The 23810-nt window shown below is 68.2% G+C and carries 19 protein-coding genes and 1 tRNA gene; 8 read left to right on the top strand and 12 right to left on the bottom strand.

Annotated elements, in window-relative coordinates; genetic code table 11:
• Nucleotides 1-43 precede the first annotated feature (43 nt).
• A complete protein-coding gene (locus ACTDI4_RS08580; RefSeq protein ID WP_442840752.1) occupies nucleotides 44-1564 on the bottom strand; it encodes a phosphomannomutase/phosphoglucomutase in 1521 nt (506 codons plus the stop codon).
• A gap of 361 nt (nucleotides 1565-1925) precedes the next feature.
• Here ACTDI4_RS08580 and ACTDI4_RS08575 point away from each other — a divergent pair, with 361 nt between their 5' ends.
• Complete coding sequence (locus ACTDI4_RS08575; RefSeq protein WP_442843302.1) at nucleotides 1926-3731, top strand: polysaccharide biosynthesis protein; 1806 nt, start codon at nucleotides 1926-1928, stop codon at nucleotides 3729-3731.
• 61 nt (nucleotides 3732-3792) lie between these two features.
• Here ACTDI4_RS08575 and ACTDI4_RS08570 read toward each other — a convergent pair whose 3' ends face one another.
• Both ACTDI4_RS08570 and ACTDI4_RS08565 read right to left on the bottom strand, forming a co-directional pair.
• The gene (locus tag ACTDI4_RS08570) at nucleotides 3793-4728 is read right to left on the bottom strand and encodes an NAD-dependent epimerase/dehydratase family protein (RefSeq protein ID WP_442840751.1); all 936 of its coding nucleotides are present in this window, start codon (nucleotides 4726-4728) and stop codon (nucleotides 3793-3795) included.
• Nucleotides 4729-4816: 88 nt separating this feature from the next.
• Nucleotides 4817-5410, bottom strand: coding sequence for a biotin transporter BioY (locus ACTDI4_RS08565; RefSeq protein WP_442840750.1), 594 nt, complete (start codon nucleotides 5408-5410; stop codon nucleotides 4817-4819).
• A 120-nt stretch (nucleotides 5411-5530) separates the two neighbouring features.
• Here ACTDI4_RS08565 and ACTDI4_RS08560 point away from each other — a divergent pair, with 120 nt between their 5' ends.
• Nucleotides 5531-6448 (top strand): MBL fold metallo-hydrolase, encoded by a 918-nt coding sequence (locus ACTDI4_RS08560; RefSeq protein ID WP_442840749.1) that lies wholly within the window; start codon nucleotides 5531-5533, stop codon nucleotides 6446-6448.
• On the opposite strand, the gene ACTDI4_RS08555 is transcribed toward ACTDI4_RS08560, so the two are convergent.
• Both ACTDI4_RS08555 and ACTDI4_RS08550 read right to left on the bottom strand, forming a co-directional pair.
• Nucleotides 6442-7230, bottom strand: coding sequence for a DUF1499 domain-containing protein (locus ACTDI4_RS08555; RefSeq protein WP_442840748.1), 789 nt, complete (start codon nucleotides 7228-7230; stop codon nucleotides 6442-6444). The two genes, ACTDI4_RS08560 and ACTDI4_RS08555, sit on opposite strands and share 7 nt — an antisense overlap.
• Before the next feature lie 75 nt (nucleotides 7231-7305).
• Nucleotides 7306-8949: a long-chain-fatty-acid--CoA ligase gene (locus tag ACTDI4_RS08550; protein ID WP_442840747.1), complete on the bottom strand. Its 1644-nt coding sequence runs from the start codon at nucleotides 8947-8949 to the stop codon at nucleotides 7306-7308.
• A gap of 150 nt (nucleotides 8950-9099) precedes the next feature.
• Here ACTDI4_RS08550 and ACTDI4_RS08545 point away from each other — a divergent pair, with 150 nt between their 5' ends.
• On the top strand, nucleotides 9100-9492 hold the full coding sequence (locus tag ACTDI4_RS08545; protein WP_442840746.1) for a hypothetical protein: 393 nt from the start codon (nucleotides 9100-9102) through the stop codon (nucleotides 9490-9492).
• A 10-nt stretch (nucleotides 9493-9502) separates the two neighbouring features.
• On the opposite strand, the gene ACTDI4_RS08540 is transcribed toward ACTDI4_RS08545, so the two are convergent.
• Both ACTDI4_RS08540 and ppdK read right to left on the bottom strand, forming a co-directional pair.
• Nucleotides 9503-10258, bottom strand: a complete 756-nt coding sequence (locus ACTDI4_RS08540; protein WP_442840745.1) for a polysaccharide deacetylase family protein — start codon at nucleotides 10256-10258, stop codon at nucleotides 9503-9505.
• 123 nt (nucleotides 10259-10381) lie between these two features.
• A complete protein-coding gene (ppdK, locus tag ACTDI4_RS08535; protein ID WP_442840744.1) occupies nucleotides 10382-13054 on the bottom strand; it encodes a pyruvate, phosphate dikinase in 2673 nt (890 codons plus the stop codon).
• A gap of 426 nt (nucleotides 13055-13480) precedes the next feature.
• On the opposite strand from ppdK, the gene ACTDI4_RS08530 reads away from it, so the two are divergent.
• Together ACTDI4_RS08530 and ACTDI4_RS08525 are read left to right on the top strand one after the other, a co-directional pair.
• Entirely contained in the window at nucleotides 13481-13825 is a 345-nt protein-coding gene (locus ACTDI4_RS08530; RefSeq protein WP_442840743.1) for a VOC family protein, read from the top strand.
• A gap of 161 nt (nucleotides 13826-13986) precedes the next feature.
• Nucleotides 13987-14061: transfer RNA gene (locus tag ACTDI4_RS08525), tRNA-Gln, on the top strand.
• A 28-nt stretch (nucleotides 14062-14089) separates the two neighbouring features.
• On the opposite strand, the gene ACTDI4_RS08520 is transcribed toward ACTDI4_RS08525, so the two are convergent.
• From ACTDI4_RS08520 to ACTDI4_RS08505, 4 genes are all read right to left on the bottom strand, one after another.
• On the bottom strand, nucleotides 14090-15061 hold the full coding sequence (locus ACTDI4_RS08520) for an NAD-dependent epimerase/dehydratase family protein (protein ID WP_442840742.1): 972 nt from the start codon (nucleotides 15059-15061) through the stop codon (nucleotides 14090-14092).
• A gap of 3 nt (nucleotides 15062-15064) precedes the next feature.
• On the bottom strand, nucleotides 15065-18526 hold the full coding sequence (gene smc / locus ACTDI4_RS08515; RefSeq protein ID WP_442840741.1) for a chromosome segregation protein SMC: 3462 nt from the start codon (nucleotides 18524-18526) through the stop codon (nucleotides 15065-15067).
• Between the two features lie 60 nt (nucleotides 18527-18586).
• A complete protein-coding gene (locus ACTDI4_RS08510; RefSeq protein ID WP_442840740.1) occupies nucleotides 18587-19279 on the bottom strand; it encodes a DsbA family protein in 693 nt (230 codons plus the stop codon).
• Nucleotides 19280-19441: 162 nt separating this feature from the next.
• Nucleotides 19442-19939, bottom strand: a complete 498-nt coding sequence (locus ACTDI4_RS08505) for a DUF721 domain-containing protein (RefSeq protein ID WP_442840739.1) — start codon at nucleotides 19937-19939, stop codon at nucleotides 19442-19444.
• A gap of 70 nt (nucleotides 19940-20009) precedes the next feature.
• Between ACTDI4_RS08505 and mutY the strand changes: the two genes are divergently transcribed.
• Both mutY and ACTDI4_RS08495 read left to right on the top strand, forming a co-directional pair.
• The gene (mutY, locus tag ACTDI4_RS08500) at nucleotides 20010-21128 is read left to right on the top strand and encodes an A/G-specific adenine glycosylase (protein ID WP_442840738.1); all 1119 of its coding nucleotides are present in this window, start codon (nucleotides 20010-20012) and stop codon (nucleotides 21126-21128) included.
• The gene (locus ACTDI4_RS08495; RefSeq protein ID WP_442840737.1) at nucleotides 21125-21736 is read left to right on the top strand and encodes an HAD family hydrolase; all 612 of its coding nucleotides are present in this window, start codon (nucleotides 21125-21127) and stop codon (nucleotides 21734-21736) included. Before mutY ends, ACTDI4_RS08495 begins: the two co-directional genes overlap by 4 nt.
• 78 nt (nucleotides 21737-21814) lie before the next feature.
• Here the strand turns inward: ACTDI4_RS08495 and ACTDI4_RS08490 are convergent, their stop codons facing one another.
• Complete coding sequence (locus tag ACTDI4_RS08490; protein ID WP_442840736.1) at nucleotides 21815-22948, bottom strand: site-specific DNA-methyltransferase; 1134 nt, start codon at nucleotides 22946-22948, stop codon at nucleotides 21815-21817.
• 170 nt (nucleotides 22949-23118) lie between these two features.
• On the opposite strand from ACTDI4_RS08490, the gene ACTDI4_RS08485 reads away from it, so the two are divergent.
• Complete coding sequence (locus tag ACTDI4_RS08485) at nucleotides 23119-23808, top strand: HAD family hydrolase (RefSeq protein WP_442840735.1); 690 nt, start codon at nucleotides 23119-23121, stop codon at nucleotides 23806-23808.
• Nucleotides 23809-23810 lie beyond the last annotated feature (2 nt).

The following is a 23810-nucleotide window of genomic DNA, read 5'->3' as shown; positions in this document are numbered from 1 at the left end:
AGCTGGCCGCCCGGCATTGTCACCTGCCGCGCGGGACCAGACCCTAGAAGGTCTGGTTGTAAGGCCCCACTTCCGGGCTGCGGCGCAGCACCTCGTCCACGGCCTCGAACATCTCGCGGCGGCGCTCGGACGAGACCGGGCTTTCCACCACCACCACCAGTTCCGGCTTGTTGGAGGAGGCACGCACAAGCCCCCAGGTGCCGTCCTCGGCCACCACGCGCACGCCGTTGACGGTGACGAGGTCGACGATCCTCTGCCCCGCGAAGATGGCGCCCTTCGCCTTCATCGCCTCGAAATCCGCCGTCACGCGCGCCACCACGCCGTATTTCTTGTCGTCGTCGCAATGGGGCGACATGGTGGGGGTGCCGTAGGTGAGCGGCAGGTCGCGATAGAGGTCGGCCATGGACTTTTGCGGATTGCGGTCCAACATGGCGCAGACCGCGATCGCCGTCACCAGCCCGTCGTCGTAGCCGCGGCCGAAGGGCGGATTGAAGAAGAAATGGCCGGATTTCTCGAAGCCGGCGGCAGCCTTCAGTTCCGCCACCCGCCGCTTGATGTAGGAATGGCCGGTCTTCCAGTAGTCGGTGACGGCGCCGTTGGCCTTCAGCACCGCGTCGGTGTCGAACAGGCCGGTGGACTTCACGTCCACCACGAACCTGGCGCCCGGATGCAGGCCGGAAATGTCGCGCGCCAGCATGACGCCCACCTTGTCGGCGAAAATCTCGTTGCCCTCATTGTCCACGACACCGCAGCGGTCGCCGTCGCCGTCGAAGCCGAGGCCGACATCGGCGCCGGTCTCCAGAACCTTGTCGCGGATGGCATGAAGCATGTTCATGTCCTCCGGGTTCGGATTGTAGCGCGGGAAGGTGTGATCGAGGTCGACGTCCAGCGGCACCACCTCGCAGCCGATGCGCGCCAGCGCTTCCGGCGCGAAGGCGCCCGCCGTGCCGTTGCCGCAGGCGGCCACCACCTTGAGCTTGCGGGTGATCGACCTGCCCTGAGTCAGATCGTCGAGGTAGCGGGCGCGGAAATCCGGCACGAATTCGTAGGAGCCGCCGCCGGCGAGGTCGAAATCGCCTTCGAGCACGATCTTCTTCAGCGCGCTCATCTCCTCCGGGCCGAAGGTGAGCGGGCGCGCAGCCCCCATCTTCACGCCGGTCCAGCCATTCTCGTTGTGCGAGGCGGTGACCATGGCCACCGACGGCGCGTCGAGCGCGAACTGCGCGAAATAGGCCATGGGCGACAGGGCAAGCCCGATGTCCTTTACCCTGGCGCCCGCCGCCATCAGGCCGGAGGCCAGGGCGAGCTTGATCGACAGCGAATAGGAGCGGAAATCGTGCCCGGTGACGATGTCGGGGCCAACGCCCATGCGGCGGATCAGCGTGCCGAGGCCCATGCCGAGCGCCTGCACACCCACGAGGTTCAACTCCGGCTGCTTGGAGGAGCCGGGATGGCCGAACCACCAGCGCGCGTCATATTCGCGGAAGCCGGAAGGCGCGACGAGCGCCGAAGTCTCGAACTCGAAGGTATTGGGCCGGGCATCGTGGACGATCTTGAAGGTCAAGGCTAGGCTACTCCGGTGACGGGAGGGAACGGGCCGGCCCGCGCCGCGTTGGGCACGAACCGACCGCCTTTTAGAACATGGGGGCATCGTATCAAACCGGAAAAGCCTTGAGCACGCCACAAGGAGGCAGTAGGCACGGCGAAAGCGGGGCGGTTGCTGGGGAACGTTGCCGGAACGCCAGATCGCGTTTCGGCAGCGAGCAAGCTAGGCGGCGGCGAGAGCCCGCCCACGGAGAGGCAGTGCGATGGCAGAAAAACAGGCGCTTGGCGTACCCAGGTTCGCGTCGTGGCGGGAGCCGCTCCAGTCCGTGCGCCAGCGTGCGGTAGACGTTCCGCGCCCCGCCAAGAAGGCGCTGCTGGTGATGCTCGACTTCGCCGTGCTCGTCGGCCTCGGCTGGGTCTCCTTCCTGCTGCGCTTCGACCGCTCCTTCGTGCCCAATCTCAATCAGTGGGCGCTGATGCTGGCGCTGCCGATCATCGCGGTGCCCGTCTTCGTACGCTCCGGCGTCTACCGCTCGGTGTTGCGCTATCTGCCGGAACGGGCGATCTGGGTGATCCTGCGCTCTGTCACCGTCACCATGCTGTTGTGGGTGGCGCTGGCGTTCCTGACCCAGCTCACGGGTATCGAAGGCACGCCGCGCAGCATTCCCGTCATCCTGTGGCTGCTGGTCAGCGCCTACATGATCTGCAGCCGGTTCGGGGCCAAGTGGCTGCTGTGGGGCGAATCGCCCACCACGCGCCACCCGCGCCCGACGCTGATCTACGGAACCGGCGAACCCGCCATACAGCTCGCGCACGCCCTCAACTCGGCCAAGGAAAGCGTGGTCGCCGGCTTCATCACCGAAGACCGCGCGCTGGTCGGCATGGACGTGCTGGGGCTGCGCGTCTACCAGCCGGGCGACATCGAGGGGCTGGTGACCAATATGGGCATCCGCGAGATCGTCATCACCACCCCCACCCCGATGACCAAGGAGCGGCGCGACCAGGTGGCGCGGCTGAGCCAGCTTCCGGCCAAGATCAGGATATTGCCGCCGCTGGCCGACATCGCGGCCGGGCACTATCTGGTCAGTTCCGTCCGCGACATCGACATAGATGATCTGCTCGGGCGCTCGGAAGTGGCGCCGGACCCGGAACTGCTGCGCGCCGCCGTTTCCGGCCGCACGATCCTGGTCACCGGCGCGGCCGGCTCGATCGGGCAGGCCGTGTGCCGCATCGTCACGCAGTTCCGGCCGTCCAGGCTGGTGCTGCTCGACCTCAACGAGCACGGCCTCTACCAGATCAACCGCGAACTCGCCCAGCAGGGGCCCGTGCCGGTGGTGCCGGTGCTGGGCTCGGCTGCGAACCGCAAGCTGCTCGACCGGGTGCTGAAGGAAAACAAGGTCGACGTCATCTTCCATTGCGCGGCCTACAAGCATGTGCGCCTGGTGGAGGAGAACATGCTGGAAGGCATTTCCAACAACATCAACGGCACATGGGAACTGGCCGAGGCCGCCTATGACGCCGGGGTGGACCGTTTCGTGCTGATCTCGTCGGACAAGGCGGTGCGGCCGGCCAGCGTCATGGGCGCCACCAAGCGCTGGTCGGAACTCATCCTGCACCACTTCAGCGCCAGGCCGGCGCCGCGCGAAGGCCGCTCCACCGTGTTCTGTTCGGTTCGTTTCGGCAACGTGGTCGGCTCCAGCGGCTCGGTGATCCCGCTGTTCAAGGAGCAGATCGCCAAGGGCGGGCCGGTGACGGTGACCCATGACGACATGACGCGCTACTTCATGTCGGTGCGCGAGGCGGCCGAACTGATCGTGCAGGCCAGCGCCCTTTCGACAAGCGGCGACATCCTGCTGCTGGAGATGGGCGAGCCGGTCCGCATCCGCGAACTGGCGGAAGACATGATCCGGTTGGCCGGACTGACGATCCGCGACGAGGCAAACCCCGACGGCGCGATCGAGATCGTCTGCATCGGCCCCGCCAAGGGCGAGAAGATCGCCGAGGACCTGTTCTACGATCCGTCGCGGGTGCAGACCACCGCGCATTCGAAGATCCTGCGGGCCATGTATATGCACGGGCGCAGCAAGGACCTGCCCGGCAAGCTGCAGGCGCTGCGCGCCGCGCTGGAGGGACAGGAAGCCGAAGAGGTCAGGCGCATCCTGTTCGATGCGGTTGCGGAAGGCTAGACAGAACTAGCTACCGGTCTTCCGGACGGACAATTGCATTCGGGTTTTAGACGAGTGCCCTTCAATTCGGCGCCGCCAGCCGCCGCGCCAGCGCGGAAAGGGCGGTGCGGCTGTCCGTTTCGGGCGTCCAGCCGAGCGCGGCCAGCGCCGAAGGATCGCACACCTGCCCGCCGGAGATACGCGCCCACGCCGCCTGCCGGCCCGCCAGGCGCGCCGCGGTCGCAAACACAAAGGGCGGCACCGGAACCATGCGACGCGGCCGCGACAGGCCCGCGCGGTAGGCCGCGACGATGTCGGCGAGGGAAACCGGATCCGCATCGCTCGCGACATAGTCGGTGCGCGTGAGCTTTTCCCGCGTCAGCGCCAGGATGATGGCGCGCACCGCCCCCACCAGCGACAGCAGCGAACGCGGCGCGGCGAGCGATGCGAATGGCAGCGGCCAGGGCGAATCGGCCAGCCGCAGCAAGGTATGCAGCCCGCTGCGCATGCCCACGCCATAGATCGGCGCGGGGCGCAGGATGACGAAGTGGCCGCGCCGGTCGCGAAAGGCTTCCCGCACGGCCTGCTCGCCGGCAAGCTTGGAGGCGCCGTAGGCGCAGGTGGGCGCGGGCGCCGTCGTCTCGTTCACGAACGCCCGGCTTTCCGCCCCCGCCACGGCGCGGATGGACGACAGATGCACGAACCGGCCCGGAACGACGGAAGCAGCGGCCTGCGCCAGCTTACCGGCCAGCCTCGTATTGGCCTCGAACAGCGCCTCGGAGGTGGCGCCCGCATCGTTGTTGAGGGCCGCGCAGTGGATAATGCTGCTCGCACCACGCAACGCTTCCTCGAAATCGGAGACATCGGCGCCGGCCGGCGGCAGCCTTCTTGCCTCGACGCCCGTCCCGGGCGCAGGCTCCCGATACGTCAACAGGCGGACCTTGCGGCCCGCCTGCGTCAATTCGGCGAAGACCGCCGATCCAACCATGCCTGAAGCGCCTGTGAGAGCGATCGTCATCAGGGCGCCTCGTGTTGCCGGCGCTTCCGAATACGGGGCAGCCTTGCCGGCCGCCCCTGCCGGAACCGCCCCGGAACCGCCGGGTGCGTTACTGCCGCTTCGGCAGCAGCGCCCACACCGCCGGCACCAGGGCCGCGGCGAGCGCCACCTTGATGAGGTCCGGCACGATGAACGGCACGACGCCGAACTGCCAGGCCTTGTCGGCGCCGATCAGAACCGCCAGCCAGGCGAAACCCATGGCCATCATGACCGCTTCGGCCGCCAGCAGGGCGCCGGTGAACTTGACCAGGCTGCGGTCCCAGCCGCGATCGGCCGCCCAGCCGACGATGGCCGCCATGGCCACGAAGCCGGCCAGATAGCCGCCGGTGGTGCCGAGCATGTAGGCAAGGCCGATGCCCTTCTCGGGCGTGCTCTGGAAGACCGGCAGGCCCATGGCGCCCTGGGCCATGTAAAGCATCAGCGTGGCAAGGCCCAGCCGCAGGCCGAAGGAGGCGGCGATCAGCATGACGGCCAGCGTCTGCAGCGACATGTCGACGGGGCCGAACACCACCTTGGTCTTGGCCGACAGGGTCAGAAGCAGGGTTCCGCCGAGCGCGAGCCCGAACTGCGCCGCAAGGCGTGCCGCGCCTTTCTGCGGCAAGGCAAAGGAAACAAGCGGACGCATCGTGATAGCATTTGCCATGGTCTTCCCCAATTCCGATTCGTGACCGTCGCGTCGATGACGCGTCGCGTTTCCCTATATTGGCTTCCGTGCTAAGCGGCAATCGCTTTCGCCACCCTTCCCACGCCCGCGAGGTTTTCCATGGCGCTGAAATTCGACGCCCGGTTCGATCCGGCCTATGGCAGCGCCGTCCCCGCAGGCGGCAAGGTGAAGGACGTGGCGCGCCTTACCGCGCCGAACCCCTCGCCCTTCACCTTCCACGGCACCAACACCTATCTGGTCGGCAGGGACACGCTGGCGGTGATCGACCCGGGTCCGGACGACGAGGCGCACTTCAAGGCCCTGCTCGGCGCCATCGCCGGACGGCCGGTAAGCCACATCTTCGTCAGCCATACGCACCGGGACCATTCGCCGCTTGCCGCGCGGCTCAAGGCCGAGACCGGCGCCCCGGTGCTGGCCGAGGGGCCGCACAGGCCGGCGCGGCCGCTGCGCATCGGCGAGGAAAACCCGCTCGACGCCAGCGCCGACATGGATTTCCGGCCGGACGTCGCGCTCGCCGACGGCGCGTTGACCGAGGGCGACGGCTGGGCGATCCGCACCGTTCTGACGCCGGGACACGCCGCCAACCACGCCGCCTTCGCGCTGGAGGGCACCGGCATCCTGTTTTCGGCCGACCATGTCATGGCCTGGTCCACCAGCATCGTGGCGCCGCCCGACGGGGCCATGAGCGACTACATGGCCTCGCTGGACCGCCTGATCGAGCGCGACGACCGGCTGCTGCTGCCGGGCCATGGCGGGCCGGTGACGGCGCCTCGCAGCTTCATGCGCGGGCTGAAGACCCACCGCCGCATGCGCGAGCGCGCCATATTGGAGCGGCTCAGGGCGGGCGACCGCACCATCAAGGCGATCGTGGAGGCGATCTACCGCGACACCGACCCGCGCCTGCACGGCGCGGCCGGCCTTTCCGTGCTGGCGCATCTGGAGGACCTGGTGGCGCGCGGCGCCGCCCGCAGCGAGGGCGATCCGTCGCTGGAGGGGATTTTCTTCCCTTCCTACTGATCCGGCGCCGTGCCGATCCGGCCGGCCACTTCCCGGTCGAGGGCGTCGAAGAAGGCGACGATGCGCGCGGCGTTGTCGCCGAGGTCGTGGCGGCCGTAACGCGAGGCCGAGCGCATGTCGACCAGCGTCGAATCGCCGTCCGTGACAACGCGGACGGCGACGTCGGCGGGAAGATCGAGAATGAAGGAGCGGGCAAGGGCGGCGATGGTGACCTCGTCCCGCACGTCGTCGGTCGGCGGCAACGGGGCGTTCGCCTGCCAGCGCTGCTCCTTCACCACGGTCTCGACGGCATCCAGCGCCTCGTCGAAGGGCAGGTCGTAGCGGTGGCCGATCACCAGCGGATAGGCCTGGCCCTGCAGGCGTTTTTCGCCCGGCGTCGGCGGAACGAGCGCGTTCATGCCGTCCGTGCGCGTATCCAGGTCCAGCACGGGCGGATCGTCCTGATCGGTGGAGATGTCGCTGAGCGCCGGCAGGGTCGCCACGCGCCAGCCGATGAAGCCATAGGGAACCAGTACCAGCGCCGCCAGCAAGACGCCCACGGTCAGGTCGCGCCCGCCCTCGTCGCCGAATTTCCACAAGCGGGAAAAGGCGAGGCCGGCGAGCAGAAGCGCCAGCGCCGCCAGCAGCGCCACCAGCGCCAGCACCCACAGAAAGGCCGGCGTCTCCGTGAGACCGAAATGATGCCCCGTCCAGACGGTCAGCAGCAGCACCAGGGAAAAGGCGCCGACGCGCCGCGACCAGCGGCCCGACCTCGACACTCGCCGCTCGGGATATTCAGTCATGTCGCGCCGCACCAGCCCCGGGTTCCGGTTGAGCTTTAAAGCGGTTCCGGGCCGGTTGGAAGCCGAAAGTCCCCGTCATCCGGCGGCCGGGTTGTCCGTGGGCAGGCGATGGTCTTTGAACTGGGCCCGCAGCGCCGTCTTGAGGATCTTGCCCGCGGCGGTGTGCGGAATCTCGGCGACGAAGGCGACGTCGTCCGGCATCCACCACTTCGCCACCTTGCCTTCCAAGAAGGCCAGTATGTCGGCCGCCGCCGGCTCGCGCCCCGGCTTGCGCACGACCACCAGCAGCGGCCGCTCGTGCCACTTCGAATGCGGCACGCCGATCACCGCCGCCTCGGCGACGTCCGGGTGGCCGACGGCAAGGTTCTCCAGCGCGATGGTGGAGATCCACTCGCCGCCGGACTTGATGACGTCCTTGGCGCGGTCGGTGATCTGCATGTAGCCATGCGGGTCGATATGGGCCACGTCGCCCGTATCGAACCAGCCCTCCGCGTCGAATTGCTCGGCGCCCGCGCCGCCATAATAGGCGCGCGCCACGGCCGGCCCGCGCACCTTCAGCCGGCCGAAGGTACTGCCGTCCCACGGATGCGCGTTGCCGGCATCATCCGTCACCTTCATCTCCACGCCGAACGGCGCGAAGCCTTGCGTCTGCTGCACGTCCAGCCGGGCCTCGCCCTCGAGGCCGGCATATTCCGGCTTCAGGGTGCAGAGCGTGCCGAGCGGCGACATCTCGGTCATGCCCCAGGCATGGACGACCTCGACGCCATAGTCGTCCTGGAATTTCTGCGTCATCATGCGCGGGCAGGCCGAGCCGCCGATCACCACCTTCTTCAGATGCGGCAGCTTGTTGCCGGTTTCCTGCAGATATTGCAGCAGCATCAGCCACACGGTGGGCACGGCGGCGGTGAAACTCACCTTCTCGGTGTCGAGAAGTTCATAGATCGAGGCGCCGTCCATCCGCCCGCCCGGCATGACCAGCTTGGCGCCGGTCATCGGCACGCTCTGGCCCAGGCCCCAGGCATTGGCGTGGAACATCGGCACCACCGGCATCACCACGTCGCGCGAGGAGATGCCCATGGCGTCGGGCATGGCCGCCATCATGGCATGGAGCACGTTGGAGCGGTGGCTGTAGAGCACGCCCTTGGGGTCGCCCGTTGTGCCGGAGGTGTAGCACATGCCGGCGGCCGTCTCCTCCTCGAAGCTCTTCCAGCGGAAGTCGCCATCGGCCTCGGCCAGCCATTCCTCATAGGCCACGGTGCCGGAAAGCGAGGTGGCCGGCATGTTGGCGGCGTCGGTCAGCACGATCACCTTTTCCACCGAAGGCACCTGCGGCACGATCTTTTCGGCCAGCGGCAGGAAGGTCAGGTCGACGAACAGTGCCCGGTCCTGCGCATGGTTCATGATCCAGGCGATCTGTTCGGGAAACAAGCGCGGGTTCAGCGTATGGTAGATGGCGCCGATGCCCATTATGCCGTACCAGGCCTCGAGGTGGCGGGCGGTGTTCCAGGCCAGCGTGGCGACGCGGTCGCCCAGGGCGAAGCCGTCGCGCTCCAGCCTCTGGGCCGCCTTCAGCGCGCGCAGCCGCAGTTCGGCATAGGTGGTGCGCACGATCGGCCCCTCCACCGAGCGCGACACGATCTCGCGCCCGCCATGCTGCGTTGCCGCGTTGTCGATCAACTTGTGGCACAGAAGCGGCCATTCCTGCATCAGTCCAAGCACTGTCGGTTCCTCCCTTTCGGCGGCATTGTGGATCGAAGCGCGCCAATGTCCAGACGTCACGTTACGGCAGCCCGGCGCCACAATGCAGCCATCGTGGCGAGGAATCTATGCTTGAGCGGGGGCGCTGTTGATAGATGCAAAGAGGCCCGCATGGTGGACCCTCAAACGGAAGAAACCCGCCAGGACGATTCCCGGATCGACGACGAGGCGCTCGAGACGGCGCTGGTCGAAAGCCTCACCGAGCTTGAGCCGGAAAGGCCGGAGACCGTGTCGGAGGATGATTTCGTCCAGGCCGTCGGCGGCGCGCTGGAAGCCGTGGGCGGCCAGTTGCTGTTCAAGATGTGCGTCCAGAGGGACGGCCAGGGCGAGCATGTGGCCGCCGCCTCGATCGGCGTGGGCGGCGACCGGCAGTTCCTGCTGCTCACCCTGCCCACGAGGGGCGGCGCGCTGAAGGTGGAAACGGCGGCCCGCAGCGCGAACCCGGTGGCCGGCATCGCCGCCGCCTATGCCGGGCTGATGGACGTGTTCCAGACGGCGGCCTGACCGGCGCGCCTCAGAAACCGACGTTTGCCGCGGCGGTCGTCCCGTCCGAGCCGTCCGCCTGAACGTCGGACAGCTTCACGAAGGAATAGCCCTTTGCCTTGAGCGCAAGCAGGCCCTTCACCACGCCCTCGCCCGCGGCGTGGGTAGGCTGGTTGATGTGGGCGATCACCACGTCGCCGTCGCGGGCGGCGGCAATGCGTTTCTCCGCCGCGCGGGCGCCGAGCAGCGAGCCGCCGTCGCCGTTGACCGAATAGCCGGCGATGCGGAAGCCCCGCCTGCGGATCGCCGCGATCGCCGAAGGGATGTAGCGCGCCGTGGCGCCGCGGAACCAGCCGGGAGCCGCCGCACCGGCCGCACGGATCGCAGCCGCGCCGCCCTCCACCTCGGCCTCGACGGCGCCCGGGGAGCCGGCGGCGGCGATGCCGTAGATTTTCGCCGGCCGATCGACCGCCGGCACATGCATGGCTCCGTGGTTCTCGATCTCAAACAGGTCCGGATGCGCCCGCATCTGCGCGAAAACGTCCCGGTTGCGCTTCAGCCAGCGGGCGGTGACGAAGATGGTGGCCGGCATGCGGTTGTCGATCAGCGTCGACAGGATGCGCATGTCGGTGGCGCCCATGCAGGCGTCGAAAGTCAGCGCCACGCGCGGGGCGCCCGCCCCGCCCGGCGCGATATGGAGCGCCGGCTCGACGAGCCCCGCCTGCCCGGCGCCGGCAGCGCCGGCAGAAAGCAGAATGGCCACGGAAAGGCCGGCAAACAGGCGCATGGCAACCCCGATCGATGTCGGACGGCGCTGTGGGCGCCGAAAACGGCAAACTTGCGGCGGCACTTCAAGGCGCTCCGGAAACGATTCGCCTTTGCGCCGCAAGCCGCTGCTTCGGCTTGCCTTTCAGGCGCCCTTGCCCTTGCGCACGGCCGCCTGCGCCGCCGCCAGCCGAGCGATCGGCACGCGGAAGGGCGAGCAGGACACGTAGTCCAGCCCGACCTCCTCGCAGAAGCGGATGGAGGCCGGGTCGCCGCCATGCTCGCCGCAGATGCCGAGCTTGATGTCGGGCCGTGTGCCCCTGCCCTTCTCGGCCGCCATGCGCACCAGTTCGCCGACGCCATCGACATCGAGCGACACGAACGGGTCTTGTTCGATGATGCCCTTCTGCCGATAGGCTTCGAGGAAGGAAGCGGCGTCGTCGCGGCTGATGCCGAAAGTGGTCTGGGTCAGGTCGTTGGTGCCGAAGGAGAAGAATTCGGCGGTCTCGGCGATCAGATGGGCGCGGATGGCGGCGCGCGGCAGTTCGATCATGGTGCCGACGAGATAGTCGAAACGCACGCCCGTCTCCGCCATCACGGCCTCGGCCACCTGGTCGATGCGGGCCTTGACGTAGTCCAGTTCCTTCTTGAGGCCGACCAGCGGCACCATGACTTCCGGCACCACCAGTGCGCCCGCCTTCTTGCCCGCTTCCACCGCGGCCTCGAAAATGGCGCGCGCCTGCATCTCGGCGATCTCGGGATAGGTCACGGCCAGGCGGCAGCCGCGATGGCCGAGCATGGGATTGAACTCGTGCAGCAACTCGGTGCGGTGGCGCAGCCTGTCGGCCGGCACGTCCATGGCCTCGGCGACTTCGGCGATCTCCTCCTCGGTCTTGGGCAGGAACTCGTGCAGCGGCGGGTCGAGCAGGCGGATCGTCACCGGCAGGCCGGCCATGATCTCGAACAGCTCCAGGAAATCCGAGCGCTGCATGGGAAGCAGCTTGGCAAGGGCTGCGCGCCTTTCCTTTTCCGTGTCGGCCAGGATCATCTCGCGCATGGCCACGATGCGGTCGCCGTCGAAGAACATGTGCTCGGTGCGGCACAGGCCGATGCCCTCCGCGCCGAAGGAGCGCGCCATGCGCGCATCCGCCGGCGTCTCGGCATTGGTGCGCACCTTCATGCGCCGGGCGGCGTCGGCCCATTCCATGATGGCGGCGAAATCGCCCGACAGTTCCGGCTGCAGCATGGCGACCGCGCCCTTCAGCACCTGGCCGTTGCCGCCGTCGATGGTGATGACGTCGCCCTTCTTCAGCGTCACGCCCATGGCCATCAGCGTGCCGTTGCGCTGGTCGACGCGCAGCGAGCCGGCGCCCGAGACGCAGGGCTTGCCCATGCCGCGCGCCACCACCGCCGCATGGCTGGTCATGCCGCCGCGCGTGGTCAGAATGCCCTCGGCGGCATGCATGCCGTGGATGTCTTCCGGGCTGGTCTCCACCCGCACCAGGATGACCTTTCGTCCCTGCGCCCGCAGGTCCTCGGCCTCGTCGGAGGTGAAGACGATCTCGCCGGTGGCCGCACCGGGAGAAGCCGGCAGGCCGGCGCCGATGACATGGCGCTCGGCCTTCGGGTCGATGGTGGGATGCAGCAACTGGTCGAGCGAGGCCGGGTCAATGCGCGCGACCGCCTCTTCCTTCGAAATCAGGCCCTCATTGGCCATGTCCACGGCGATCTTGAGCGCGGCCTTGGCGGTGCGCTTGCCCGAGCGGGTCTGCAGCATCCACAATTTGCCGCGCTCTATGGTGAACTCCAGGTCCTGCATGTCGCGGTAGTGGTTTTCCAGCCGCTGGGAGATGTCCACGAAAGCGGCGAAGGCTTCCGGCATCAGCTTCTGCAGCGAAGGCTTGTCGGAGCCGGCGGCGATGCGCGCGGCCTCGGTGATGTTCTGCGGCGTGCGGATGCCGGCCACCACGTCCTCGCCCTGGGCGTTGACCAGGAATTCGCCGTAGAGCGCCTTCTCGCCGGTCGACGGATTGCGGGTAAAGGCGACGCCGGTGGCGGAGGTCTCTCCCATGTTGCCGAACACCATGGCCTGCACGTTGACCGCCGTGCCCCAGCTTTCGGGAATGTCGTGCAGGCGGCGATAGGTGATGGCGCGCTGGTTCATCCAGCTCGAGAACACCGCCCCGATCGCCCCCCAGAGCTGCTCGCGCGCATCCTGCGGGAAGGGCTTTCCAAGCTCCTCCTCGATGCGGGCCTTGTAGAGCGCGATGACGTCCTGCCATTCGGCCGCCGACAGCTCGGTGTCGAGGTCGTGGCCGAGGCTCGCCTTGCGGTCCTCCAGGATTTCCTCGAACACCTCATGGTCCAGCCCCATGACCACGTCGGAATACATCTGGATGAAGCGGCGGTAGCTGTCATAGGCAAAGCGCGCATCGCCGGAATCGGCGGCCAGCGCCTCGACCGTCTCGTCGTTGAGGCCGAGATTGAGCACGGTATCCATCATGCCCGGCATCGAGGCGCGGGCGCCGGAGCGCACGGAGACCAGCAGCAGCTTCTGCGGATCGCCGAAACTGCGGCCGGTGAGCCGGGCGACGTGGCCGAGGGCTGCGTCCACCTGCGCTTTCAGCGCATCCGGATAGGCGCGGCCGTTGGCATAGTACCAGTTGCAGGCTTCGGCGGTGATGGTGAAGCCGGGCGGCACCGGCAGGCCCAGGCTGCACATCTCGGCCAGGTTGGCGCCCTTGCCGCCGAGCAGGTTCTTGTCACTGGCACGCCCTTCAGCCGCGCCGTCGCCGAAGGTGAAGACCCATTTGGTCATGCTTGCTCCTCAGTCTGCGCCGGTTGGAAATCCGCCCCGATCCTGGCTTCCGGGCGAGCGATAGGGGGAGCGGCCGCGAAACGCAAGGCGCGAGAAGACGGTTCGACACCTACAATCGATTAGAGCCTTTCATGGCTACACGGAACCATTCTGCCGGAGCAGATTTGGGCCAAGGTCGAGGGGTTCGGCGAGGTCGATGTGGTGCATCGGCCGCTGCCGAAGCCCGACGGATTTGGCCCGAAGCGGCCCGGCAGAATGGTTCCGTGTAGCCATGAAAGGCTCAAGTCGTTCCGGTTCCACCGAAGCCGGCCGGCAGCAGCGCGGCGGCGAGCCGAAAATCCCTCTGCGAGCCGGGCCGTCCACCATGCCGCTTGCGCGCCAGCGCCTTTAGCGATAGAACATAAAGGGAACATTCAAGGATGAATCATGAAACGGACAGGCAAGCTCGACTATCTCGAACTGCCGGCCACCGGCGGCACACTGGACAGCGTCAAGGCGTTCTACAGCGAGGCGTTCTCATGGTCGTTCACCGACTACGGCCCCACCTATTCGGCCTTCGGCGAAGGGCTCGACGGCGGTTTCCAGGCCGACGCCTCGGAGGCGGCGGCCAGGCCGCTTCCGGTGCTCTATTCGCATGACCTGGAGGCAACGCTGGCCGCGGTGGAAAATGCCGGCGGCACCATCGCCAGGCCGATCTTCGCCTTTCCCGGCGGCCGCCGCTTCCATTTCCTCCACCCCGCCGGCAACGAACTGGCGGTGTGGAGCGAGTAGGCGCCGAGCGGGCAGCCCGCCTTCGACAGGCCGCCGCCAAGCCGGCCGCGCCAGAGAATTTTCGTGCGCCGGCGAGGCGGTTGGCGATTGTGCTTTTGCCCGGCCCTGCCTATAAGGCCGCTCACACCGAGTCATGGCCCGGCATCGGGTCCTGGCACTGGTGGGGCGTCGCCAAGCGGTAAGGCATCGGTTTTTGGTACCGACATTCCCAGGTTCGAATCCTGGCGCCCCAGCCAACCGTGCGACGGGCCGAAACGGCCGCCGCTACTTCTTCCACTCGAAGCGATACCAGTTGGCGAAGCGCCGCAAGCCTTCCTCGATCGAGGTTTTCGGCGTGAAGCCGAAATCGCGCCGGATCGCGGCAAGGTCGGCATAGGTGCGTTCCACATCGCCCGGCTGCATCGGCTCGTCGCGACGCACGGCCGTCACCCCCAGCACCTTCTCCAGCGTGTCGATGAAATCGCCCAGCCGCACCGGCCGGTTGTTGCCGACATTGTAGACGCCCGCCGGCGCGCCCTCGCCCGTCCCCGGCGGGCGGTCGAGCACGGCCACCACCGCGTCGACCACGTCGTCGACATAGGTGAAGTCGCGCCACATCTCGCCATTGTTGAAGACGCGGACCGGGCGGCCTTCCAGCATCGCCTCGGTGAACAGCCAGTAAGCCATGTCGGGCCGGCCCCAGGGGCCGTAGACGGTGAAGAAGCGCAGGCCCGTCTGCGCAATGCCGTAGAGATGCGCGTAGGCATGGCTCATCAGTTCGTCGGCCTTCTTGGTGGCCGCATAGAGCGACACCGGATGGTCGACCGGGTCGCCCTCGCTGAACGGCACCTTGGTGTTGCCGCCATAGACCGAGCTGGACGAGGCATAGACCAGGTGCCTGAAGGCGGGCAGGAAGCGGCAGAACTCCAGCACCTCGAGATGGCCGGCCAGGTTGGAGCGCAGATAGGCGCGGGGGTTTTCCAGTGAATGGCGCACGCCCGCCTGCGCCGCCAGATGCACCACCCTGTCGATGCCGGCGCCGGAAAAGGCTTCCAGCGCACCTTCCTGTGCAATGTCCATCTCGTGGAAGGAAAAGCCCGACCGGCCCAGCAGGCGGGCGAGCCGCGCCTTCTTCAGCGCCGGGTCGTAATAGGCGTTCATGTCGTCCACGCCGACCACCTCGTCGCCCCGTTCCAGCAGGCGGAGGCAGACATGGCTGCCGATGAAGCCGGCAGCGCCCGTGACGAGAATGGGCATGGTTCAGCTTGCCTCGCGCATGGCCTCGGCGGCCTGCAGGTCGACCGAGACGAGCTGGCTCACCCCCTGCTCCGCCATGGTGACGCCGAACAGGCGGTCCATGCGCGCCATGGTGATGGGGTTGTGGGTGATGACGACGAAGCGCGTCTCGGTCGAGGCGGACATCTCGTCCATCAGGTTGCAGAAGCGCTCGACATTGTGATCGTCCAGCGGCGCGTCCACCTCATCCAGCACGCAGATCGGCGCCGGATTGGTGAGGAAGACGGCGAAGATCAGCGACATGGCCGTCAGCGCCTGCTCGCCGCCGGACAGCAGCGTCATGGTCTGCGGCTTCTTGCCCGGCGGGCGGGCCAGGATTTCGAGTCCGGCCTCCAGCGGGTCTTCGGATTCGATGAGCTGCAGCTCGGCCGTGCCGCCGCCGAACAGATGCGCGAACAGGCGCTGGAAATGGCCGTTGACCACGTCGAAGGCCGCCAGCAGCCGCTCGCGCCCCTCGCGGTTGAGGCTCTGGATCGCCTGCCGCAGCTTGCGGATCGCCTCGATGATGTCCTCGCGCTCGGAAACGATGGCCTCCAGCCGGTCGGACAGCTCCTTCTGCTCCTCTTCGGCCCGCAGATTGACCGCGCCCAGCCGCTCGCGCTCGATCTTGAGCCGCTCCAGCTGGCGCTCCACCTCGCCGGCGTCGGGCATCGGCGCGTCGGCCTCCAGCCCGGTATGGCGGATGACGAGATGCGGGGGCGTGTTGAGCGTCTCGTGGATGCGCGCCTCGACCTCCTGCCGGCGTTCGTCGGCGGCGGTCAGGCGCTCCTCGGCCCGGGCGCGGGCCTCGCGCGCCTCGGCCAGGCCCTGGATGGCGGCGGTGGCGGCCTTGTCCAGCCCGCCCTGCAGGTTCTCGGCCTCCTGCAAGCGGTCGCCCGCGGCCTTGCGCAGGTCCTCGGCCTGCGCAAGCTGCGAAAGCAGGCCACGGCGGCGGGCGTCGATCTCGTCCGGTGCCTCGGCCAGCCGCTCCCGCTCCTCCTCGGCCTCTTCCTTGCGCTCTGCCAGCGAGGCGATCTGCTGGGAAGCGTTCTCGGCGCGCGACAGCCAGTTGCGGCGCTCGGTGGCGATCGCCTCCAGCCGGCGCGTGCGCGCCTGCGCCTCGCGGGTCAGCCCGTCATGCACGGCGCGGGCATCGGCAAGGGCGGCACGGTCGCGCGCGACATGGGCGGCGGCCTGCTCCAGCCTGAGCTGGAGGTCGCCGATGTCGGGCGCATCGGCAAGCTGCGCCTCGGCCTCCTCGACAGCGGCAGCCGCCTCCTCATGGCTTTCCACCACGCGGGCATGCGCCTCGGCCAGCGCCTCGCGCCGGCTCGAAAGCTCGCCGGCAGCCTTCTCGGCCTGCGACAGGGCGGTGCGGGCGGCATCCAGCGCGTGCTGGGCGTCGCGCACGGCCTGGCGGGTGGCGCGCTCGGCCTCCGTGCTGCGGGCAAGCACGCCTTGCGCCTCGGCCAGCGCGGTCTCCGCGGCGCGCAGCGCACGCGTGGCATCCACCGCCTCGGCATCCAGCTCGGCCAGCCGGTTCTTCTGCTCCAGCCGGAGCGCGGCGGGCGTCGGCGCGTCGGCGCTGGCGGTAAAGCCGTCCCAGCGCCACAGGGCCCCCTCGCGGCTGACCAGCCGCTGGCCGGGGACAAGCAGCTTCTGGAGCCGGGCTCCATCCACGGCATCGACGATGCCGATCTGCGCCAGCCGGCGGGCAAGCTGGGCGGGCGCGCGCACGACGCCGGCAAGGCTTTTCGTCCCTTCCGGCAAGGCGGGATCTGCGGGCTGCACCTCGCTGTCGCCCCAATGGACGGGCGCCGCGCGGTCCAGCGGCACGTCGAGATCCTCGCCGAGGGCCGCGCCCAGCGCGGTCTCGTAGCCGCGCTCCACGCCGATCTGCTCCAGCACCGCCGGGAACAGGTCGCCGCCGCCGGCGGCGTTCAGCATCCTGGCCAGCGTGCGGGCCTCGGTCTCGACGCGGGCAAGCTCGGCCTTCGCCTCCTGCAGCGGCGCGCGGGCGGCATCCTCCGCCTCGCGTGCCGCTTCCACCGCCTCCTCGGCGTGCCCGGCCGCAGCCTCGGCCTCCTCCTGCGCGGCCACGGCCTGCTCCGCCAGCAGCCGCTTCTCGGCCGGATCGGCCAGCGCGGCGATGCGGGCGCCGATCTCGGAGAGGTCGCGGTCGACCTCGGCAAGCTGGCGCGCGAAACGGTCTCGCCGCTCGGCGGCGTCGCGCAGGCTGCGCTCGACCTGGGTGCGCGAGGCGGCGGCTTCCGCCCGCCCGGCGGTGAACCTGGCCAGCGCCTCCTCGCTCGCCGAAAGCGTCGCGGCGGCGGCCTCGAAGGCGGCGCGGGTGGTGGCCTCGCGCTCCGCGGCGCCGGCATTCTCCTCGTTCAGGACGGCTTCTTCCTCGGCCAGGCGCTCCAGCACGTCCGCGTTCTCGCGCACCATGCGCTCCTCGCGGGCGATGTCGGCGTCGAGCTGCTGCAGGCGGCGGTCGAGTTCGCCCTGGCGCGAGCGGATGCGGGTGGCCTCCTCCTCGATCTGTGTGCGTGCGATGGTCAGGCGCTGCAGGGCGGCGGCGGCGGCGGCCTCGGCCTCGCGCAGTTCGGGCAGCTTGTGCGCGCCGATGGCCTGCGCCTTGGCGGCCTCCATCTGGAAAGCCGCGCGCTCGCCCACCAGCGAGGTGGCGGAAGCCAGCGCCGAGCGCGCCTCGCCCTCCTGCTCCTTGGCCTGCACCCAGCGCAGGTGCAGAAGCGTGGCCTCGGCCTTGCGGATGTCGGCCGACAGGTTCTTGAAGCGCGAGGCCTGCCGGGCCTGCCGCTTCAGGCTCTCGATCTGGCCGCCCAGTTCGCCGACCACGTCGTCCAGCCGTTCCAGATTCTGCTCGGCGCCCTTCAGCCGCAGCTCGGCCTCGTGGCGGCGGGTGTGCAGGCCCGAAATGCCGGCCGCCTCCTCCAGCAGCGCGCGGCGTGCCTGGGGCTTGGCCTGGATCAGCTCGCCGATGCGCCCCTGCCCCACCATGGAGGGCGAGCGGGCGCCGGTGGACTGGTCGGCGAACAGAAGCTGCACGTCCTTGGCGCGCGCCTCCTTGCCGTTGATGCGGTAGACCGAGCCGGCCTCGCGCTCGATGCGGCGCGAGACCTGCAATTCATCCGCGTCGTTGAAGGCGGGCGGCGCGGTGCGGTCTGAATTGTCGAGGAAAAGCGTGACTTCGGCGGTGTTGCGCGCGGGCCGCGTGTTGGAGCCGGAGAAGATGACGTCGTCCATGCCGGACGCGCGCATGTTCTTGTACGAGCTTTCGCCCATCACCCAGCGCAGCGCCTCGACGAGGTTCGACTTGCCGCATCCGTTCGGCCCCACGATGCCGGTGAGGCCGCGTTCGATGACGAACTCGCCGGGCTCCACGAAGGATTTGAAGCCGAGCAGGCGCAGGCGCGAGAATTTCATGCGCGCCGCCCCATGCGGCCGCGCGCGCCGAAGCGCGGCCGCTCCGGCACCGTCAGGACGTCAGAGCAGAGGGTCGATGATGGCCGACATTTCCTCAATCGACATCGCCCCTTTGTAGGTCTTGCCGTTGATGAAGAAGGTGGGCGTGGAGTCGATCTTGAACTCCTCCGCGCCGCGCTTCTGCACCGCCCTGACTTGGTCCAGAAGTTTCTGGTCCGTCAAGCAGGCGTTGAAGCTCTCCTGTGTAAAACCGGCAAGCTTGGAAATCTGGAACAGTGCATCCTTGGCGTTCTGGGCCGTCGCCCAGTTGTCCTGCTGCTTGAACAGCACGTCCACCATGGGGAAATAGTTGTCGCCGGCGCAGCGCGCCAGCATGAAGCCGGCCTCTGCGCGCGGATCGAACGGGAATTCGCGCAGGATGTAGCGCACCTTGCCGGTGTCGATATATTTCGCCTTCAGCTCGGGGAAGGTCGTGTCGTTGAAATGCGCGCAATGCGGGCAGGTCATCGAGGCATATTCGACGATGGTGACCGGCGCATCCTCCTTGCCCATCGCCTCGTCGGGCAGCGCGCCCGGCTTGAGCAGTTCCTTCATGTCGACCGTGCCCGAGGGCGTCGGCGCCTCGACCGCCGGCTTCATGGCATCCTGCGCCCTGGCTTGGCCTCCAAGCTCGCGGCTGCTTGCCAGCACGAGCGCCGCCGGGGCGGTAGCCAGCGTGGACAGAACGGTTCTGCGGGACAGGAAGCGGTTCATGCGAATCACCTGAGCTATGGTTGAAGTTTGCAATGCAAAGACACGAAAAGGCGAGCGTTTGCGCGAATTAAGCCATGGTTGCCCCCAAGCCAATGTACAAATGCCCGGCCGCGATCACTAAAGCGCGAGATTTGCGTCACAATCTTGGCGTGCGGCAAACCGCTACTTCCGCTCGCCGAGGATGGATGCGCCCAGCCGCTCCAGCGAAGCGCGCAGGCTCTCGTCTTCTATCCCCGCCACGGACCCCGCCAGCCGGGCCTTTTCGGTTGGCGAAAGCGGCCGCAGCGCCGGCCTTTCCCGCACCTTGCCCGCCGCCATCGGCTTCTGCACGATGCGGATGCGGCCGACAGCGGTGAAGCCGAGAAAGGCGTTGACGCGGCCGATGATCTCGCCTGTCTCGTGCTGCAGGTGCAGAGCCGCCACGCCCTCGCAGGCGACGACCAGCGTGGCGGGCTCGAACGGGTCGTCCTCGTGGAGCCGGCGCGGCCACTGGATCTTTTCCGGCCGCGAGCGGGCGGCAAGGCGCGGGCCGGCGATCTCCTCCCACGACTGCACCAACGCCAGCGACATCCCGGTGCGCCGCCGCAGCATCGGATCGAGGATGCCGCCCGCCAGATCGCTGACCGGAACGGGGTTGCGGAAAGATGGTTTGCCTGCCATGCCTCTATCCAGGTGCCGCATACGACCGGGCGGCCGACATGAAATCTTCGATCTTCATCTTGTTTGATCCATGACATTCCCGACCTCCGGCTGCAAGCAGCAGACGCAACACGGCATCGCCGCCCTGCTGCTGGCCTGGTACGACGCGCATCACCGCGACCTGCCCTGGCGAGTGCCGCCGCGCGCACTGGCGCGCGGGGTCCGGCCCGATCCCTACCGCGTGTGGCTGTCGGAAGTGATGCTGCAGCAGACCACCGTGGAGGCCGTAAAAGCCTATTTCCGCGCCTTCCTGGACAAATGGCCGACGGTGGAGGCGCTGGCGGCGGCGCCGAACGACGACGTGATGAAGGCATGGGCCGGGCTGGGCTACTATTCGCGCGCCCGCAACCTCAAGGCCTGCGCCGATCTTGTCGCCGCGCGGGGCGGCCTGTTCCCCGACACGGAGGATGGCCTGCGCGCCCTGCCCGGCATCGGCCCCTACACGGCCGCGGCAATCGCGGCAATCGCCTTCGACCGGCCGGCGGCGGTGGTGGACGGTAATGTCGAGCGGGTGGTCTCGCGGCTGTTCTCGATCGAAACGCCGCTGCCCGAGGCAAAGGCCGAAATCCGTGCGCAGGTCGAGCGGCTGGTGCCGGGCGAACGCCCGGGCGATTTCGCCCAGGCGACGATGGATCTCGGCGCCACGATCTGCTCCCCCCGACGGCCGCGCTGCATGCTGTGCCCGCTGCGTCAGGATTGCAGCGCCCTGGCCAATGGCGACCCGGAGCGCCTGCCCGTGCGCGGCGCAAAGCCGGAAAAGCCCTTGCGCCGGGGCGCCGCCTTCGTGGCGGTGCGGGGCGACGGCGCGGTGCTTTTGCGCAAGCGCCCCGAAAAAGGCCTGCTCGGCGGCATGAGCGAGGTGCCCACCACCGGCTGGACCGCGCGCGTCGACGGCGAAACCGGAGCGGACGCGGCCCCCTTCCCGGCGGGCTGGCGCCATGCCGGACGCATCGGCCACGTGTTCACGCATTTTTCGCTGGAGCTCGAAGTCTACCATGCCGCTGCCGTCGGCGCGGCGCCGGAGGATCATTTCTGGTCGGGTCCCGAAGGGGTGCTGGGCGAGGCCCTGCCCACCGTCATGAAAAAGGCGATAGAGCTTGCTATTCCGGGCGCCACGAAAAAGCGTGCGCAGGCAAAAGGCAAAGCATGACCGAAATCCGTCACATCGTGTTCGACATCGGCAGGGTGCTGATCCACTACGATCCGGACATTCCCTTCAGCCGGCTCATTCCCGACGCGGCCGAGCGGCAATGGTTCTTCGACCATGTCTGCACCAGCGCCTGGAACATCGAGCAGGATCGCGGCCGGTCGTGGCAGGAAGCGGAGGCGCTGCTGATCGCCGAGCATCCCGGCCATGCCGACAACATCCGCAATTTCCGCCGGCACTGGCATGAAATGGTGCCGCACGCCTATGACGACAGCGTGGCGCTGATGGAGCGGCTGGTCGAAACCGGCCGCGACGTGACGATGCTGACCAATTTCGCCGCCGACACCTTTGCGGAAGCGCGAAGCCGCTTCGTCTTCCTCGACCTGCCGCGCGGCGTCACCGTCTCGGGCGAGGTCGGGCTCATCAAGCCGGATACGGCCATCTACGAGCACCACGCCAGGTCCTTCGATCTCGATCCGGCGGCGTCGCTGTTCATCGACGACAGCCGGAAGAATGTCGAGGGCGCACGGGCGGCGGGCTGGCAGGCCGTGCTCTTTACCGGCGCGGACAAGCTCAGGTCGGACCTGAACTCGTTCGGGATCGCCGTTTGATTTGAATCGCTTTGCGGCGACTTTTCAGGATTCGATTCAATCTCGCGATCGCCGCTGCGGCGCCTCCTCCCGACATGGTCAGGCGCCTGCCCGTTCCATGCCGAGCCGGGCGATGCGGCGCAACTCGTCGATGGGAGTGAGCCCGCCGGCGCGCTCGTAGTGCCAGAAGGTCCAGCCGTTGCAGGCGTCCAGCCCCTGCACCTGCGCGCCCAGCCGGTGGATGGAGCCGGCCTGGTCGCCGATGGCCAGCGTGCCGTCGGCGCGCACCCGCGCGGCCCAGCGTTTCCTGGCGTCGTAGAGCGTGGTGCCGGCCTTCAGCAGGCCGCTGTCGATGAGGCTGACGAAGGCGACGCGCGGCTCGGCCCGCTTGCCGGACAGAACGGTGAGGTCCGCATCGGCCAGCGGCTTCACCGCCGCAATGCGCGCCGTAGCGGCGTCGATATAGTCCTGCTCGCGCTCGATGCCGACGAAATGGCGGCCGAGACGCTTGGCCACCGCGCCGGTGGTGCCGGAGCCGAAGAAGGGATCGAGGACGATGTCGCCGGGCCGGGTGGAGGCCATCAGGACGCGGGCAAGCAGCGCTTCCGGCTTCTGCGTGGGGTGGACCTTGTCGCCCTTTTCGTCCTTCAGCCGCTCGGCGCCGGTGCAGATGGGGAACAGCCAGTCGGAGCGCATCTGCACGTCGTCATTGGCCGCCTTCAGCGCTTCGTAGTTGAAGGTGTAGCCCTTGGCTTTCGGGTCGCGCGAGGCCCAGATCATCGTCTCGTGCGCGTTCTGGAAACGGCGGCCGCGAAAATTCGGCATCGGGTTGGTCTTGCGCCAGACCACGTCGTTGAGGATCCAGAAGCCGAGGTCCTGCATCCTGGCGCCGACGCGGAAGATGTTGTGATAGGAGCCGATGACCCAGATGGTGCCGTTGGGCTTCAAAACGCGGCGTGCCGCCAGCAGCCAGGCGCGGGTGAAGGCGTCATAGGCCTCGAAGCTCTCGAACTGGTCCCAATGATCGTCCACCGCGTCCACCTTGGACTGGTCGGGCCGGTGCAGGTCGCCGTCGAGCTGGAGATTGTAGGGAGGGTCGGCGAAGATCACGTCCACCGACTTTTCCGGCAGCCGATCGAGGGCGGCCACGCAGTCGCCTTTCAGGATCGTGTCCAGCCATTCGAATTGGAGGGCGGAGGAAGAAAGCTCGTCGAGGACACGCACGGCAGACATCGGAAACACCCGGACACGTTACTGTTTACTCGCCGTTATGGTTACCGTTCTCGGTAAAGAATTGATGAAGCCGCATCACCCTGAATTTGCCGCCGGGCCCCCGTTGGTGTATGTCCGCCCCCGACATCCGCCCACGCGCGGCCCCCTTCCCCCCATTGTCCCGGATGAACATGGCAAAACCAGATCTCGTCATCTTCGACTGCGACGGCGTGCTCGTCGATTCGGAAATCATCGCCGCCCGCGTCGAGGCCGACCTCCTCACCGAAGCGGGCTATGAAATCTCGGCCGAGGAATTGGCCGAGACCTATGCGGGCCTGACCTTCAAGGACATTTTGATGGCCGTCGAGGAGAAGTCCAGCATCCCCTTCCAGATCTCGATGATCGACCGCGCCGAGGAACTGGTCGACCGCCGGCTGCGCCGTGAGGTGCGCGCCATCGACGGCGTGCGCGATGCGGTGGCTGCCGTGACCGTGCCGCGCTGCATCTGCTCCAACTCGCGCAGCGAGCGCATCGCCTTCATGCTGGAGAAGACCGGGCTGTCGCCGCTGTTTGCCGGGCGCATCTTCTCCGCGCTCGAAACGCCTACGGCCAGGACCAAGCCGGCGCCGGACGTATTCCTGTTTGCGGCCGAAACGCTGGGCGCGAAGCCGGCCGACACTTTCGTGATCGAGGATTCCGTCCACGGCGTGGCCGGCGCGCGGGCGGCCGGCATGCGCGTGGTCGGGTTCACCGGCGCCTCGCACAGCTATCCCGGCCATGCGGATGCGCTGACCGAGGCCGGCGCGGAGACGGTCATTCGGCGCTGGGCGGAGCTGAACGGGGTGCTCGCCGCCCTTTCGGAATGGTCGGAGCACGCCTGAGG

Source organism: Mesorhizobium sp. PUT5, assembly GCF_052216645.1.
In the GTDB taxonomy this organism is placed as follows: Bacteria; Pseudomonadota; Alphaproteobacteria; order Rhizobiales; family Rhizobiaceae; genus Mesorhizobium.
Note: the sequence above shows the minus strand (reverse complement) of the source record. Positions and strands in the feature narration are given on the sequence as shown.

Excerpts from the sequence above, each read along its gene's own strand:
- ACTDI4_RS08575 (WP_442843302.1), top strand. The coding sequence starts at position 1,926 with ATGCTCGACTTCGCCGTGCTCGTCGGCCTCGGCTGGGTCTCCTTCCTG.
- ACTDI4_RS08570 (WP_442840751.1), bottom strand. The coding sequence starts at position 4,728 with ATGACGATCGCTCTCACAGGCGCTTCAGGCATGGTTGGATCGGCGGTC.
- ACTDI4_RS08565 (WP_442840750.1), bottom strand. The coding sequence starts at position 5,410 with ATGGCAAATGCTATCACGATGCGTCCGCTTGTTTCCTTTGCCTTGCCG.
- ACTDI4_RS08560 (WP_442840749.1), top strand. The coding sequence starts at position 5,531 with ATGGCGCTGAAATTCGACGCCCGGTTCGATCCGGCCTATGGCAGCGCC.
- ACTDI4_RS08555 (WP_442840748.1), bottom strand. The coding sequence starts at position 7,230 with ATGACTGAATATCCCGAGCGGCGAGTGTCGAGGTCGGGCCGCTGGTCG.
- ACTDI4_RS08545 (WP_442840746.1), top strand. The coding sequence starts at position 9,100 with ATGGTGGACCCTCAAACGGAAGAAACCCGCCAGGACGATTCCCGGATC.
- ACTDI4_RS08540 (WP_442840745.1), bottom strand. The coding sequence starts at position 10,258 with ATGCGCCTGTTTGCCGGCCTTTCCGTGGCCATTCTGCTTTCTGCCGGC.
- ppdK (WP_442840744.1), bottom strand. The coding sequence starts at position 13,054 with ATGACCAAATGGGTCTTCACCTTCGGCGACGGCGCGGCTGAAGGGCGT.
- ACTDI4_RS08530 (WP_442840743.1), top strand. The coding sequence starts at position 13,481 with ATGAAACGGACAGGCAAGCTCGACTATCTCGAACTGCCGGCCACCGGC.
- ACTDI4_RS08520 (WP_442840742.1), bottom strand. The coding sequence starts at position 15,061 with ATGCCCATTCTCGTCACGGGCGCTGCCGGCTTCATCGGCAGCCATGTC.
- smc (WP_442840741.1), bottom strand. The coding sequence starts at position 18,526 with ATGAAATTCTCGCGCCTGCGCCTGCTCGGCTTCAAATCCTTCGTGGAG.
- ACTDI4_RS08510 (WP_442840740.1), bottom strand. The coding sequence starts at position 19,279 with ATGAACCGCTTCCTGTCCCGCAGAACCGTTCTGTCCACGCTGGCTACC.
- ACTDI4_RS08505 (WP_442840739.1), bottom strand. The coding sequence starts at position 19,939 with ATGGCAGGCAAACCATCTTTCCGCAACCCCGTTCCGGTCAGCGATCTG.
- mutY (WP_442840738.1), top strand. The coding sequence starts at position 20,010 with ATGACATTCCCGACCTCCGGCTGCAAGCAGCAGACGCAACACGGCATC.
- ACTDI4_RS08495 (WP_442840737.1), top strand. The coding sequence starts at position 21,125 with ATGACCGAAATCCGTCACATCGTGTTCGACATCGGCAGGGTGCTGATC.
- ACTDI4_RS08490 (WP_442840736.1), bottom strand. The coding sequence starts at position 22,948 with ATGTCTGCCGTGCGTGTCCTCGACGAGCTTTCTTCCTCCGCCCTCCAA.
- ACTDI4_RS08485 (WP_442840735.1), top strand. The coding sequence starts at position 23,119 with ATGGCAAAACCAGATCTCGTCATCTTCGACTGCGACGGCGTGCTCGTC.